Raw genomic sequence first — 14,075 nt, 5'->3', positions numbered from 1 at the left:
GTGGCGCTCAATAGCATCGAAGAACTGGTTGAAGACATCCGCCAAGGCAAGATGGTCATCCTCATGGATGACGAAGACCGCGAGAACGAAGGCGACCTGATCATGGCCGCCGAGTGCTGCAAGGCCGAACACATCAACTTCATGGCCAAGCACGCCCGTGGCCTGATCTGCATGCCGATGAGCCGCGAGCGCTGCGAACTGTTGAAGCTGCCGCTGATGGCGCCACGCAACGGCTCCGGGTTCGGCACCAAGTTCACCGTGTCGATCGAAGCGGCCGAAGGCGTGACCACCGGCATCTCCGCCGCTGACCGTGCACGCACCGTGCAGGCTGCCGCCGCGAAAGACGCCAAGGCCGAAGACATCGTCAGCCCCGGCCACATCTTCCCGCTGATGGCTCAGGCTGGCGGCACCCTGGCGCGCGCCGGCCACACTGAAGCTGCTTGCGATCTGGCGCGCATGGCCGGTTTCGAGCCAAGCGGCGTGATCTGCGAAGTGATGAACGACGACGGCACCATGTCCCGTCGCACTGAGCTGGAAGCGTTCGCCGCTGAACACAACATCAAGATCGGCACCATTGCCGACCTGATTCACTACCGGATGATCCACGAACGTACCGTTCAGCGGATTGCCGAGCAGCCACTGGACAGCGAACTGGGCCAATTCAACCTGGTGACCTATCGTGATTCGGTGGAAGGCGACGTGCACATGGCCCTGACATTGGGCACTGTCTGCGCTGAAGAGCCAACCCTGGTTCGCGTGCACAACATGGACCCGCTGCGCGATCTGTTGATGGTCAAACAGCCAGGTCGCTGGAGCCTGCGCGCCGCCATGGCTGCGGTTGCCGAGGCCGGCAGCGGCGTGGTTCTGTTGCTGGGGCACCCACTGGATGGCGACGTGTTGCTGGCACATATTCGTGAAACCGGCGATCAGGTACCGGCGAAAAAACCGACCACTTACAGCATCGTCGGTGCCGGTTCGCAGATCCTGCGTGACCTCGGTGTACGCAAAATGCGCCTGATGTCGGCACCGATGAAATTTAATGCGATATCCGGTTTCGATCTGGAAGTTGTAGAATACGTGCCCTCCGAATAATGACCGGTTGTTTCCGGCCCTGAATTCGCGGCAAATAAATCACTGAGGGACGCGTAACAGACGCGTCCCGGCTCTTTAAGAGAACTGACGAATGACCCTGAAGACCATCGAAGGTACCTTCATCGCCCCTAAAGGCCGCTACGCTTTGGTAGTGGGCCGCTTCAACAGCTTCGTTGTTGAAAGCCTGGTCAGCGGTGCAGTTGATGCCCTGGTTCGCCACGGCGTGAGCGAAAGCGACATCACCATCATCCGCGCTCCTGGCGCCTTCGAAATCCCGCTGGTTGCGCAGAAAGTCGCTCAGAAAGGCGAGTTCGCAGCAATCATCGCCCTCGGCGCGGTCATTCGTGGCGGTACTCCGCACTTCGAATACGTGGCCGGCGAGTGCACCAAGGGCCTGGCCCAAGTGTCCATGGAGTTCGGCGTTCCGGTTGCGTTCGGCGTCCTGACCGTTGATTCCATCGAGCAAGCCATCGAACGTTCCGGCACCAAGGCCGGTAACAAAGGTGCCGAAGCTGCCCTGTCCGCGCTGGAAATGGTCAGCCTGCTGGCACAGTTGGAGGCCAAGTGATTAGCGACGAAAGCGATCGTTTCAACCCGCGCGACCCACGTCCAGCGGACGCCGGCAAGCCTTCGAAAAGCGAAAAGCGCCGCGCTGCCCGTCAGTTGGCGACTCAGGCTTTGTACCAGCGGCTTCTGGCCGGCACTTCGCTGAACGAAATCGAAGCGCAGTTTCGCGTCGACAACGATTTTACCTTTGCCGATGCCAGCTACTTCCACGACATCCTGCACGGTGTTCCGGCCAACCAGACCGAGATCGACACTGCGTTGGCGCCGTGCCTGGACCTGACCATCGAAGAGCTGGACCCGGTTGAGCTGTGCGTGCTGCGCCTGTCCACCTGGGAGCTGCTCAAGCGCGTCGACGTGCCGTACCGTGTGGTGATCAACGAAGGCATCGAACTGGCGAAAGTCTACGGTTCGACCGACGGCCACAAGTTCGTCAACGGTGTGCTCGACAAGCTGGCCCCGCGTCTGCGTGAAGCTGAAGTGAAGGCGTTCAAGCGCTGATACGCGCTTGATATCCAATGGGCGAGTTTGAGCTGATCCGCAATTTCTTCGCCGCCGCGCCATGTGCGCAGGGCGGCGAGGGCGTTGCTCTCGGGATCGGCGACGACTGCGCCTTGCTGGCGGTTCCCCCCGGGGAACAGCTGGCAATCTCCACCGATACGCTGGTGGCCGGCGTGCATTTCGCCGATCCTTGCGATCCATATCTGCTCGGTCAGCGCTCGCTGGCCGTTGCGGTCAGCGATCTGGCCGCCATGGGCGCTACGCCCATTGCCTTTACCCTTGCCCTGACTGTGCCGACGGTGACCGCCGATTGGCTGCAAGCCTATGCCCGCGGTTTGAACCGCATGGCGCAGAGCTGCGGCGTGGCTCTGGTGGGTGGCGACACCACGCGCGGGCCGTTGAGCCTGACCGTCACTGTGTTCGGTCGCGTCCCCACCGGACTGGCCTTGACCCGCAGTGGCGCGCAGCCAGGTGATTTGCTGTGTGTCGGCGGTGAACTGGGCAATGCCGCTGGTGCATTGCCGCTGGTGCTGGGCCAGCGCGACGCCGCGCCGGACATCGCCCAGCCACTGCTCGATCACTACTGGTCGCCGCAACCGCAACTCGCGCTCGGTCAGGCACTGCGCGGCAAAGCCACGTCAGCGCTGGATATCTCCGACGGTTTGCTCGCCGATTGCGGGCACATCGCGTTGGCGTCGAAGGTGCGACTTCAAATTGAACGTGAGCGTGTGCCGTTGTCGGATGCACTAGTGGCGTTTCTTGGTCAGCGCGGTGCCGAGCGTGCGGCGCTGAGCGGTGGCGATGATTACGTGCTGGCCTTTACGTTACCGTCCGTCGAGTTGCCGGCACTGTTGGCCGAGGGTTGGCCGATCCATGTTATCGGTCGTGTGGCAGAGGGGCAGGGCGTGGCGCTACTGGACCGCGAAGGGCACGACATCACCCCGCAAATCCGGGGCTATCAACATTTTCAGGAGTCACCGTGACAGATCACCCGAAACAGGTTCCGGCCGAATTCGTTCCGCCTTCTGTCTGGCGCAATCCCTGGCATTTTCTCGCCTTCGGCTTCGGTTCGGGCACCTTGCCCAAGGCGCCGGGCACGTGGGGTTCGCTCGTTGCGCTACCCTTTATCCCGTTGTGGCAGATGTTGCCTGACTGGGGGTACTGGCTGATGCTCGGCATTACCATGCTGTTCGGCTTCTGGCTGTGCGGCAAGGTGGCTGACGATCTGCGCGTGCACGACCACGAAGGCATCGTCTGGGACGAAATGGTCGGGATGTGGATCACCCTGTGGCTGGTGCCGGAAGGCTGGTACTGGTTACTCGCGGGTTTCCTGATGTTCCGCTTCTTCGACATTCTCAAGCCGTGGCCGATCCGCTGGATCGACCGGCATGTTCATGGTGGTGTCGGCATCATGCTCGACGACGTGCTGGCTGGCGTGTTCGCCTGGCTGGCGATGCAAGGGCTGGTGTGGGTATTTGCCTGATTCGAGGGTTGTCAGGCTAGAGAGGGTATTAAGGATGTCGCGGCGCTGGTTGGCAGGAGTGGTTTTGGCTGTGCTGGGCACTGTCGCCAGTGCGCAGGAAACCGCGTCGTCGCCGTCGGTGATTCATCTGGCCAGCGAAGTCTGGGAAGACTACACCGCTGCTGATGGCCAGGGGCTGGCCTGGGATGTATTGCGCAAGGTGTTCGAACCGGTCGGGGTAAAACTCGATATTCGCAGCGAACCCTACACGCGTTCTGTAGGGCTGGCGCAGCGTGCTGAAGTCGATGCTTGCGTGGGCTCCTATCACGAAGAGTTCAGTGATCTGCTCTATCCGCGCTGGAATTTCGACACCGATCACGTCTATGCGCTGGGCCTTGCCAGCAATCCGGCGCCGACGCTGGAAACGTTGGGCAGCTATCGACTGGCCTGGGTGCGCGGCTACGACTACCAGAGCTACCTGCCCAATGTGCAGCGCTTTAACGAAGTCATCCGACGCACCGGAATCCTGTCGATGCTGACCCACAACCGTGCCGACTATTACATCGACGCGCTGACTGAGATCAATTACGTGCTGAGTCGGGCGAGGGATCCGTCGTTGTTTCGCACGACCCATGTCGTCGAGTTGCCGCTGTACCTGTGCTTCGCCAATACACCGCAGGCGCGCATGTTGATGGCGCTGTTTGACCGGCGCATGGATCAACTGGTGAAGAGCGGCGAGCTGAAACCGATTTTCGAGAAGTGGAAGCAGCCATATCCGTTCGAGCAGCCGTGACGCGGATCGGTCGGTTCGAAACTGAACCCTGTGGGAGCTGGCTTGCCAGCGATGACGGTGTATCAATCGCAATATTATTCGCTGACCCACCGCAATCGCTGGCAAGCCAGCTCCCACAGGGATTCATGTTGTGGGGGAAGTCATCAAACTTTTTGATCGTTATGCCCGATAATTCAGCCTAAGCGTCTGTAGGAACCTGCTGTTACAATGCCGCCCAGCGAATCTTCAGACTTTTTCAGATCAGGAGCACACCGGTGCCTGTCGTTTTTGTTGCCGCTTCCAAGCTGCCAACGCCTTTTGCGCAATTCACCATGCACGGTTTTCTCGACGAAGCCACCGGCCGTGAGCACGTCGTACTGAGCTTGGGTGATTTCACCGACGGTGCCCCGGTACTCGGCCGATTGCACTCCGAATGCCTGACCGGTGATGCCCTGTTCAGCCAGCGCTGCGACTGCGGTTCGCAGCTGGAAGGCGCGCTCAAGGCCATCGCTCGCGAAGGTCGTGGCGTGCTGCTCTACCTGCGTCAGGAAGGTCGCGGCATCGGTCTGTTGAACAAGATCCGCGCCTACGAATTGCAGGATGGCGGCGCCGATACCGTTGAAGCCAACGAACGTCTGGGCTTTGCCGCCGACCAGCGCGACTACGCCATGTGCCTGCCGATGCTCGAACACTTGGGCGTGAAGGTCCTGCGTCTGATGACCAACAACCCGCGCAAGGTCAAAGCCCTGACCGACATGGGCATAGTCGTCGCCGAGCGCGTGCCGCTGCACACCGGCCACAACCCGCACAACAAACTGTATCTGGCGACCAAGGCCAGCAAGCTCGACCACATGATGGGCAATGAGCATCAGGGTGAGGTAGACAGGGCGTGACTCGCGGTCAGGTAAAGCGTCGCCTCAGCGTCGACTGGTGGAAATACCTGGCGTTAGCGCTGGTGCCGTTGTTCGTGCTGAATGCCGTGTTTGGTCAGGGCGAGGCGATTCTGCCGGTGCTGGCGATGCCGCTGTTCATTGCCGGTGTCGCGTCGATGTTCGTCAGCCTGAAGTATTTTGGCCGCTACAAACATGCGCTGATCGCTACGCAAAAAGCCCTCGATACCGCGGATGAGCCGGCAGCCTGGATCGCCCTTGCGGCAAGCCGCCGAGCGGCATTTCTCGCGGCCGCATTGCCCGCGTGGATCGGTGCACTGGCGGTATTTGTCGGCCTTGAAGCCATACCACTGATGTTGCTGGCGCTGTCCACCGTCGTGCTGTTTTACCTCTACCGTATCCCGCGTCAACTCGGCTGATGCGCCGTCTCTGGCTGGCGGTTCTGCTGCTGGCTATCAATGGCCCTGTATTCGCCGCTCTGCGTGTGGTCAGCCTCGCGCCGTCTCTCTCTGAAATCGTCGTTGAACTGGATTCCGCCGATCTGCTGGTCGGCGTGCTGGATGCGGGCGAGCGGCCTGCTGCGATTGCGAATCTTCCCTCGGTGGGCCGCTATGGCCAACTCGACATGGAGCGTTTGCTCAGTCTCAAACCTGATCTGTTGTTGATCTGGCCCGGCAGTGTCGGGCCGGCGCAGCGTGATCAGCTCAAGCGGCTGAACATCCCGACTTACGTCGCCGAACCACACAGCCTTGAACAGCTTTCTGCGCAAATCGAAGCCATCGCCGGGCAACTGGGCCGGCCCGAACGTGGGGTGAAACTGGCGGCGGATCTTCGCCAGAAACTCGACAACCTGCGCCAGCGTTATCACCGGGACACGCCACTCAAGGTGTTTTATCAGGTGTGGGACAAGCCGCTGTATACCGTCGGTGGAGGGCAAATCATCAGCGATGCGCTTGAGGTGTGCGGCGCGCGCAATGTGTTCGGCGACTTGAGCCTGCCGGCGCCGCAAATCAGCATTGAGGCAGTATTGCAGCGAGATCCCGAGGTGATTCTGGCCAGTGATCAGGCGCAACTGGATGCCTGGAAGGCATGGCCGCAGGTGGCGGCTGTAAAGCAGAGGCAATTGCTGCTGGTCACCGACAAAGGCCTGGAGCGCCCGAGCGCTCAGATGATCGACGCCACCGCCAAGCTCTGCCACCTCATCCAGCCTGACAATCAACCCCTGTAGGAGCTGCCGCAGGCTGCGATCTTTTGATGTTGTTTTATAAGATCAAAAGATCGCAGCCTTCGGCAGCTCCAACAGGGAGCATCAGCAATTTCAGCAATTTCAGCGCAGTTCGGGGGTCCAGGTCACCCCAAACATCCACGCTCGACCTTCTTCGCGATAACCATACTGGCTGCCGTCATAGCTGTAGTTTGCGCGGCTGTAACCCTTGTCCAGCAGGTTATCCACCTTCAGATCCAGTTTGACCTCCCGGTTCAGCGCCCAACTGCTGCGCAGACCGAACAACGCGTAACCACCTAGTGTTTGATTGTTGGTCAGGTCGTCATAGCTGCTGCTCACCGCCTGCCAACTGGCGCCGAGGCTCAGTCGATCAAACTGCTTATCGAGATCCCAACTCAACGTCCGCCGTGCCCGTCGCGCCAACGTATTGCCGGTATCACGGTCGCGCGGGTCTATGATCGCCACGCCAAGGTTGCTCTGCCAGCCAAACAATTCATGCTTCAGCGCCGCTTCAAAGCCGTTGATCCGTGCTGAAGCCACGTTTTCCGGCCGTGAGTTGCTGCCGAAGATGATCGCGTCTTCAAGATCCGTGCGGTACAGCGAAGCTTCCAGGCGAGTGCTGTCGCTCAACTGGCTGCGCCATTGCAGCTCGTAGCTTTTCGAGGTTTCCGGTTTCAGCTTTGGGTTGCTGAAATCCGGGTAGTACAGGTCGTTGAAGGTCGGTGCGCGGAAACCTTCGCTGTAGCTCAGCAGCAAATCGTTGTCCGGGTTCAGTGGCAGGGTGAAGGTGCCGCTCCAGGTGTTCTGACCGCCGAACTGTTGGTTGTCATCGTGACGCAAACCCAGCTCCGTGGAGAAACTGTCAGCCTGATAACGGTGCTGGATGAACGCGGCCCGGTTCCAGCGGCTGTCCTCGTCGAACGCGGTGCTGCTATTTATCCGGTCTTCGTACCAGTCGCCGCCGAGGATCAGGCTGTTGCGAGCATCCAGGGTCAAGTCGTTCTGCCAGTTCACCGAATCGCGGTAAGTGTTGAACACCGTGCGCTCGTCGCTGAGCTTATCCAGTGTCTTTTCGCGGTTTTCGGTGTGGCCGAATTCAATGCGGGTTTTCCAGATATCGTTGACCCGGGCATCGACATAACTGCTGACGCTGCTGACGTTGAAATCGCTGTAGGGCTGTTGCTGGACCGATTCGAACGTGGTCATGTCGAAGCGTCCGAACGGATTGTCGAACTCGCTTTTGCCACGGTTATCCAGCAGGTTGGCGCCTACTTCGATGTCATCAGTCAGCGCATGGCTGAGGCTCAGACTCACTGACTTGTTGCGGTAGGCGTCGTGATCGCCGTCGCTCGGGTATGACTCATGAGTACGGTCGATCCCGGCGGTTTCATCCAGGCTGGCGCCGAGGTTGAAGCGGGTTTTGTCGTCGCCACCGGACAGGCCGAGGCTGCGCTCCCAGGTTTGATGGCTGCCGAAGCCGACATGCATGCGTGGTTGCACGCCTTGCTCAGCCCCGCGACGGGTAAAAATCTGAATTACCCCGCCAATCGCATCGCTGCCATAAATCACCGAGCGCGAACCGCGCAGCACTTCCACGCGTTCGATCTGCTTGATGTTCAGGTGCTGCAGATTGCTGTCACCGGAAGTGGAACTGCCGATGCGCTGGCCGTCGACCAGCACCAGGCTTTGCGCCGACTGCGTGCCGCGGATATAGACCCCGGGCAAGCTGCCGCGCCCACCGGCCTGCGCCACTTGCACGCCCGGCACGCGACGCAGCAGATCTGACACATCGCTCGGTTGCAGGCGATCGATGTCTTCGCGGGTGAACACGGTGTTGGCGGCGCTGCTGTCATTACGCGCTTCGACCTGACGGTTGGCGCTGATCAAAACGTCCGGCAGCTTCAGCGCTTGATCCCGCTCGAAGGTGTCGGCGACAGCGCTGGCGGATGGCAGCAGGAAAAAGGGCAGGGCGAGGCGCGAGAGTTTCATGGCAATCCATCGGGGAGTATCGGGTATACACAAATCAAATGTGGGAGCGAGCCTGCTCGCGAATGCGGTGTATCAGTCAGAAATGATTTGACTGACAGTCCGCTTTCGCGAGCAGGCTCGCTCCCACAAGGGTATTGCGTTTACTTGTTAAGCAATTCCAGACGCTCGCGAATCGACGCTTCGATCCCGGCCTCATCCAGCCCGCACTCGGCCAGCATCTGCGCAGGCTTGGCATGCTCGACGTAAACATCGGGCAGGCCCAGATGCAGCATCGACTTGAGGATATTCTCGCGGGCGAGAAATTCGCTGACCGCACCACCGGCGCCGCCCATGATCGCGTTTTCTTCGATGGTCACCAGCAACTCGTGGCTGCCGGCAATCTCGCGCACCAGGGCTTCGTCCAGTGGTTTGACGAAGCGCATGTCGACCACGGTCGCATCCAGCTTCTCGGCGACTTTCAGCGCCTCGGCCAGTTGCACGCCGAACACCAGCAGGGCGACTTTGCTGCCCTGACGACGGACGATGCCTTTGCCGATTTCGATCGGTTCGAGGTCTTTCTCGATAGCCGCATTCGGGCCATTGCCGCGCGGGTAACGCACTGCCGCCGGGCCGTTATACAGGTGACCGGTGGTCAGCATCTGGCGCAGTTCGTTTTCATCGCTCGGGGTCATGATGACCATGCCCGGGATGCAGCGCAGGTACGACAGGTCAAAGCTGCCGGCGTGGGTCGGGCCGTCTTCGCCGACCAGGCCTGCGCGGTCGATGGCGAACAGCACGTCGAGGTTTTGCACCGCCACATCGTGAACGAGTTGGTCGTAACCGCGCTGGAGGAACGTCGAGTAGATCGCCACGACCGGTTTTGCGCCTTCGCAGGCCATGCCGGCGGCGAACGTCACCGCGTGTTGCTCGGCAATCGCCACGTCGAAATAACGCAGCGGGAAGCGCTCGCTGAATGCCACCAGATCCGAGCCTTCCTTCATCGCCGGGGTAATCCCGACCAGACGCGGGTCAGCCGCGGCCATGTCGCACAGCCATTCGCCGAACACCGCCGAATACTTCGGCCCGCCGGTTTTCTTCGGCGCAGTGGCCGGCGCATCGACCGGTTCGAGCTTGGTGATGGCGTGGTAACCGATCGGGTCGACTTCCGCCGGGGCGAAGCCTTTGCCTTTCTTGGTGACGATGTGCAGGAATTGCGGGCCCTTCAGGTCGCGCATGTTGCGCAGCGTAGCGATCAGGGTCGGCAGGTCGTGGCCGTCGATCGGGCCAATGTAGTTCCAGCCCAGCTCTTCGAACAGGGTGCCTGGTACCAACATGCCTTTTGCGTATTCTTCGGTGCGACGGGCGATTTCCCAGGCGCCGGGCAGGCGCGACAGCACTTTTTTACTGCCTTCACGCATGCTCGCGTAAGTGCGGCTGGAAAGAATCTTCGCCAGATAATTCGACAGGCCACCGACATTGCGCGAGATCGACATGTCGTTGTCGTTGAGGATCACCAGCATGTTGGCGTTGACTTCCGGCGCATGGTTCAGCGCCTCGAAGGCCATGCCGGCGGTCAATGCGCCGTCGCCGATCACGGCAATCGCCTTGCGATCACTGTTCTGCAGGCGGGCGGCAATCGCCATGCCCAGCGCTGCACTGATCGACGTGCTGGAGTGGCCGACGCCAAAGGTGTCGTACTCGCTCTCGGCGCGACGCGGGAAAGCGGCGATGCCGTCCTTCTGGCGCAGCGATTCCATGCGCTCGCGGCGACCGGTGAGGATCTTGTGCGGATAAGCCTGATGACCAACGTCCCACACCAGCCGGTCGTCCGGGGTGTCGAAGACGTAATGCAACGCGATGGTCAGCTCGATGACGCCCAGACCGGCACCGAAATGCCCACCGGTCTGGCCGACCGTGTAGAGCAATTCCAGGCGCAACTCATCAGCCAGGGTTTCCAGCTCGGCTTCGGCTAACCGGCGCAGGCCGTCCGGCGTATTCGCACGGTCGAGCAGGGGCGTGGTCGGGCGCTTGCGGGGAATCTCATGAAACGTCGTGGGCATCAGGCGAATCGTTATAGGTATAAAAGATGCGGCAGTTTACCTGATGCATCGCCCACTGCCCACGCGTTGATCTTTTTTGGCCGATTCGCCGTCAGCTGCGGCGCTCGACGATATACCGGGCCAACTCGCGCAACGGCTCGGCCGCCGCGTCAAACGGTCGCAGGGCGTGGAGAGCCTGATCGCGCAGCTCCAGCGCATAAGCCTTGGCCGCGTCCAGGCCGAGCAGCGCCGGGTAGGTCGGCTTGTCCCGGGCGATATCGGCGCCTTGGCGTTTGCCGAGGGTGGCGGTATCGCTTTCGACGTCGAGGATATCGTCCTGCACCTGGAAGGCGAGGCCGATGGCTCGTGCGTAAGTCTGCAAGGATTGCAGTTCATCCGGCTCGGCACGGCCACTGGCCAGGGCGCCAAGTTTGACGCTGACTTCGATCAGCGCACCGGTCTTGTGCCGGTGCATCTGTTCAAGGGCTTTTTGATCGAGCTTGAGACCGACCGAGCCGAGATCGATGGCTTGACCGCCGACCATACCGGCCGGGCCTGCGGCCAGTGCGAGCGCACTGACCATCTGCAAACGGATATCGGCGCTGAGGTCACTCAGGCGCGGATCGAGCAAGGCGCTGAACGCCAGACTCTGCAAGCCGTCACCGGCGAGAATCGCGCAAGCCTCATCGAATTTCTTGTGAGTGGTGGGCTGGCCGCGACGCAGGTCGTCGTCGTCCATCGCCGGCAAATCGTCGTGCACCAGCGAATAGGCATGGATCAGCTCCACCGCGCAGGCCGCGCCGTTGGCCTGCTCAGCCTTGCCACCGAGGGCTTCGCACGCGGCGTAAGCCAACAGCGGACGCACGCGTTTGCCGCCGTTCATCACGCTGTAGCGCATGGCCTCATAGAGGCGCGCCAACTCCGGCAACGGGGCGTTGAACAGGCTTTCCAGTGCCGCGTTGACCCGGGCCTGGCTGGTCGCCGAATACGCTGCAATCATTCTGGCTGTTCCGCGTCGAAGGGTTCCTCGGCGAGTTCGCCATCGCGCTCCAGCAGCACTTGCACCTTCTGCTCAGCCTGAGCCAGCGCTGCCTGGCAGTCACGGGTCAGCCCGATGCCCTGCTCGAAAGCGGTCAGCGAGTCTTCCAGCGACAATTCACCGTTCTCCAGACGCTCGACCAATGTTTGCAGGTCGGCGAGGGACTGTTCGAAATCCAGTGCAGCTTTTTTGCGGGCCATGGCGGCAGTTTCCGGTTGACGTTAAACCGGCGCGACACTAGCAGATAGGGGGGGTATGGGCAAATGAGCGGGGTGTATCAGTCAGTGGATTTGCCTGGGTAATTGATCTGGTAACGCGTACTTCGCCCACCGCCAGGGAGCCTTTGCAGACAGCCCTTTTCCAGTAATTCTGCCAAATGTCGGGTCGCCGTGGCCTTCGATACCTTCGCCACAGCCTGATACTGCGCCGCGCTGATGCCGTGCCCGAAACCGCGCTCACCGCCGTCGAGCAGGCGATTGAGTACTTTGGTCTGCTCAACGGAAAGCTCGGACTCGCGGTGCGCTTGCCAGAATCGCGTCTTGCCCAGCACGCTTTCTATTCGCTCAATGGCTTGTTGCAGGCTGCGCAACAGGGTTTGCAGGAACCACGTCAGCCATTCGGTGATGTCCGGCGTGGCTTTCTGGCTGGATTCGAGTATTCGGTAATAACCGGCGCGGTCATCAAGAATGCTGGCCGACATGGCGTAAAAGCGAATCGCCAGCGCTTCGCCCTGAGCCAGTGCCAGATCGGTGAGGGTGCGAGTCAGTCGCCCGTTGCCGTCGTCGAAAGGGTGGAGAGTGACAAACCAGAAATGTGCGATGCCGGCACGTAATAACGGATCGAGGCCCGCTTGCCGCTCACTGGCGTCGAACCACTTGAGAAACGCGTCGAGTTGGCGTTCAAGTCCTTGGCGGGGCGGGGCCTCAAAATGAACGATCGGACGATCGATCCGCCCGGAAACCACCTGCATCGGCTCATCGCCGCGTAATGCGCCGACATTGATTGCCCGCGAAGAAAAGCCGGTTTCTGGATCCGGAAACAGCCATTCATGCCATTCCAGCAAGCGCTCCAGCGTCAATGGTTCCGCGACGCGTCGAGTAGCATCTAGCATCAGTCTGGCCAGACCTTCACTGCGTTGGCTGACGTGATCGCCGTCGAACACTTCCAGTCCCAGGCGGCGCGCCAATGACGATCGAACCGAGCCGACATTTAACTGCTCACCCTCGATAGCTGAAGAAGTCACGATGTTTTGCAGCAGCGCATCAAGTTCAGTCTGAGCACTCAAGGAGTCGCCCACCGATCCGGCCATGCCCATCAATTGACCCTGCGCCTGTACGCACTCACGCAGCAGTGGCGTCAGGCGTTCTGTCTGCCAGTTGAAGTCGGGCCAATCGGGCTGCTGCCAGATCCAGTGAGTTGTCATGGGGTGTCGATCCTGAGTGCGTGAGCCGAATAGAAACGCTATTCGGCTCATTTAATGAGCCGAATATGACCGCTATTCGGCTCACGCACAACAAATACGCGTAATTCCTACAGCGATAGCACATGTATCCGATTGTTAAAAAAATGCCGAATGGATAATCTTCGCGCCTTCTACGACCCGACAGTCACGGGTCTTTCAGACGAAACGCAGTTTCAACCACTGTGAAGTACCGAGGATCGGGTGCAAGGTTTCGTTCAGGCATGGCAGGAGGCATTACATGCGTTCATTCATTTTGCTGTTGCTCGGGATGGTTTGCGCACCCGCGCTGCTGGCCGCACCGAGTGCCGAGCTGTCGGAACCGGTGGGTGGCTGGCGTTATCACGGCTTGCTCGATCGCACGGAAAACCCGCAAGTCGCCTATCCGACGCCACCGATCGATCGTGGCGTCCAGCGCAATCGCACGATGATCCAGGGCCAGCTCAAGGCCATCGGCCATATGCGCCCGCCGCACAGCCTCGCCGTTAATGGCAATCCGCTGAATCTGTACACCGACAATCAGGGACGTTTCGCCCGGCCATATGCCTTTGGCGCCGGTTCCAACAGCGTCGAGGTGATCAGCGCCGAGGGCCAGTCGCTCAAGCGCGTGCAATTTTATGAAGCAAATAATTTGCGCACGCCGGCGCGAATTCGTCTTGTCTTGGGATGGGACGATCCAAAGGCTGAGCTGGATCTGCACATTGTCACGCCCGATGGCCAGCATGCGTTCTGGGCGCGGCCGGCATTGAGCAACGGCGGCGGCCTCGACCCCGACGGCGTCGATGGCCCCGGCCCTGAGATGTTCACCATGACCGCGCCGCTGCACGGCACCTATCTGGTTTACGTCAACTATTGGGGCAATTTCGGCAACGGCGGCTATAACTTCGAGGAGACCAGCAATCAGAACGAGGTGATTACCTCGCAAATCACGCTGGTGCTCAATGAAAACACCGTCGACGAAAAACGCGAGACGTTCATCGTGCCCCTGCGGGCGATTGGTGATCTGCTGCTGGTCAAGACTTTCAACTATTAAGTATCCCGCCATGGATGAAATCGTGAGCTTT

Annotated in this window: 15 protein-coding genes; 10 read left to right on the top strand and 5 right to left on the bottom strand. The window is 60.4% G+C overall.

The genetic code is table 11. The features are described from left to right. The 9 genes from ribBA (at position 1) to IEQ42_RS16550 (ending at position 6,509) form a co-directional block, all read left to right on the top strand. Positions 1-1,092 carry a bifunctional 3,4-dihydroxy-2-butanone-4-phosphate synthase/GTP cyclohydrolase II gene (ribBA, locus tag IEQ42_RS16590; protein WP_150595200.1) on the top strand — a complete coding sequence of 364 codons (1,092 nt, stop codon included), beginning with the start codon at positions 1-3 and terminating at the stop codon, positions 1,090-1,092. Positions 1,093-1,183: 91 nt separating this feature from the next. Continuing rightward, complete coding sequence (ribH, locus tag IEQ42_RS16585) at positions 1,184-1,660, top strand: 6,7-dimethyl-8-ribityllumazine synthase (RefSeq protein WP_003228649.1); 477 nt, start codon at positions 1,184-1,186, stop codon at positions 1,658-1,660. After that, entirely contained in the window at positions 1,657-2,157 is a 501-nt protein-coding gene (gene nusB, locus IEQ42_RS16580; RefSeq protein WP_047303669.1) for a transcription antitermination factor NusB, read from the top strand. Before ribH ends, nusB begins: the two co-directional genes overlap by 4 nt. Positions 2,158-2,174: 17 nt before the next feature. Then, positions 2,175-3,140 (top strand): thiamine-phosphate kinase, encoded by a 966-nt coding sequence (gene thiL, locus IEQ42_RS16575; protein WP_210704205.1) that lies wholly within the window; start codon positions 2,175-2,177, stop codon positions 3,138-3,140. Next, the gene (locus tag IEQ42_RS16570; RefSeq protein ID WP_127651238.1) at positions 3,137-3,640 is read left to right on the top strand and encodes a phosphatidylglycerophosphatase A family protein; all 504 of its coding nucleotides are present in this window, start codon (positions 3,137-3,139) and stop codon (positions 3,638-3,640) included. The genes thiL and IEQ42_RS16570 overlap by 4 nt, the downstream gene beginning before the upstream one ends. A gap of 34 nt (positions 3,641-3,674) precedes the next feature. Next, a complete protein-coding gene (locus IEQ42_RS16565) occupies positions 3,675-4,412 on the top strand; it encodes a substrate-binding periplasmic protein (RefSeq protein WP_210704204.1) in 738 nt (245 codons plus the stop codon). Between the two features lie 254 nt (positions 4,413-4,666). After that, a complete protein-coding gene (gene ribA, locus IEQ42_RS16560) occupies positions 4,667-5,284 on the top strand; it encodes a GTP cyclohydrolase II (RefSeq protein WP_210704203.1) in 618 nt (205 codons plus the stop codon). Beyond that, positions 5,281-5,700 carry a hypothetical protein gene (locus tag IEQ42_RS16555; protein WP_042561293.1) on the top strand — a complete coding sequence of 140 codons (420 nt, stop codon included), beginning with the start codon at positions 5,281-5,283 and terminating at the stop codon, positions 5,698-5,700. Before ribA ends, IEQ42_RS16555 begins: the two co-directional genes overlap by 4 nt. After that, positions 5,700-6,509: a cobalamin-binding protein gene (locus IEQ42_RS16550; protein WP_210704202.1), complete on the top strand. Its 810-nt coding sequence runs from the start codon at positions 5,700-5,702 to the stop codon at positions 6,507-6,509. The genes IEQ42_RS16555 and IEQ42_RS16550 overlap by 1 nt, the downstream gene beginning before the upstream one ends. A 99-nt stretch (positions 6,510-6,608) precedes the next feature. On the opposite strand, the gene IEQ42_RS16545 is transcribed toward IEQ42_RS16550, so the two are convergent. The 5 genes from IEQ42_RS16545 to IEQ42_RS16525 all read right to left on the bottom strand — a co-directional run bounded on the left by IEQ42_RS16545 (position 6,609) and on the right by IEQ42_RS16525 (position 12,975). After that, positions 6,609-8,495 (bottom strand): TonB-dependent receptor domain-containing protein, encoded by a 1,887-nt coding sequence (locus IEQ42_RS16545; protein WP_210704201.1) that lies wholly within the window; start codon positions 8,493-8,495, stop codon positions 6,609-6,611. Positions 8,496-8,635: 140 nt separating this feature from the next. Continuing rightward, a complete protein-coding gene (gene dxs, locus IEQ42_RS16540; RefSeq protein ID WP_042561290.1) occupies positions 8,636-10,534 on the bottom strand; it encodes a 1-deoxy-D-xylulose-5-phosphate synthase in 1,899 nt (632 codons plus the stop codon). 91 nt (positions 10,535-10,625) lie between these two features. Next, on the bottom strand, positions 10,626-11,513 hold the full coding sequence (gene ispA, locus IEQ42_RS16535) for a (2E,6E)-farnesyl diphosphate synthase (RefSeq protein WP_210704200.1): 888 nt from the start codon (positions 11,511-11,513) through the stop codon (positions 10,626-10,628). Further along, complete coding sequence (locus IEQ42_RS16530; protein WP_003228627.1) at positions 11,510-11,752, bottom strand: exodeoxyribonuclease VII small subunit; 243 nt, start codon at positions 11,750-11,752, stop codon at positions 11,510-11,512. Before IEQ42_RS16530 ends, ispA begins: the two co-directional genes overlap by 4 nt. Positions 11,753-11,829: 77 nt before the next feature. Next, positions 11,830-12,975 (bottom strand): Fic family protein, encoded by a 1,146-nt coding sequence (locus IEQ42_RS16525; RefSeq protein WP_210704199.1) that lies wholly within the window; start codon positions 12,973-12,975, stop codon positions 11,830-11,832. Between the two features lie 277 nt (positions 12,976-13,252). Here IEQ42_RS16525 and IEQ42_RS16520 point away from each other — a divergent pair, with 277 nt between their 5' ends. Next, positions 13,253-14,044, top strand: coding sequence for a YfaP family protein (locus IEQ42_RS16520; RefSeq protein ID WP_210704198.1), 792 nt, complete (start codon positions 13,253-13,255; stop codon positions 14,042-14,044). The last annotated feature ends 31 nt before the right edge of the window (positions 14,045-14,075 follow it).

The sequence above is a fragment of the Pseudomonas iridis genome (assembly GCF_017980685.1).
Lineage (GTDB): Bacteria > Pseudomonadota > Gammaproteobacteria > Pseudomonadales > Pseudomonadaceae > Aquipseudomonas > Aquipseudomonas iridis.
This window is presented reverse-complemented; position numbering and strand designations above follow the sequence as displayed.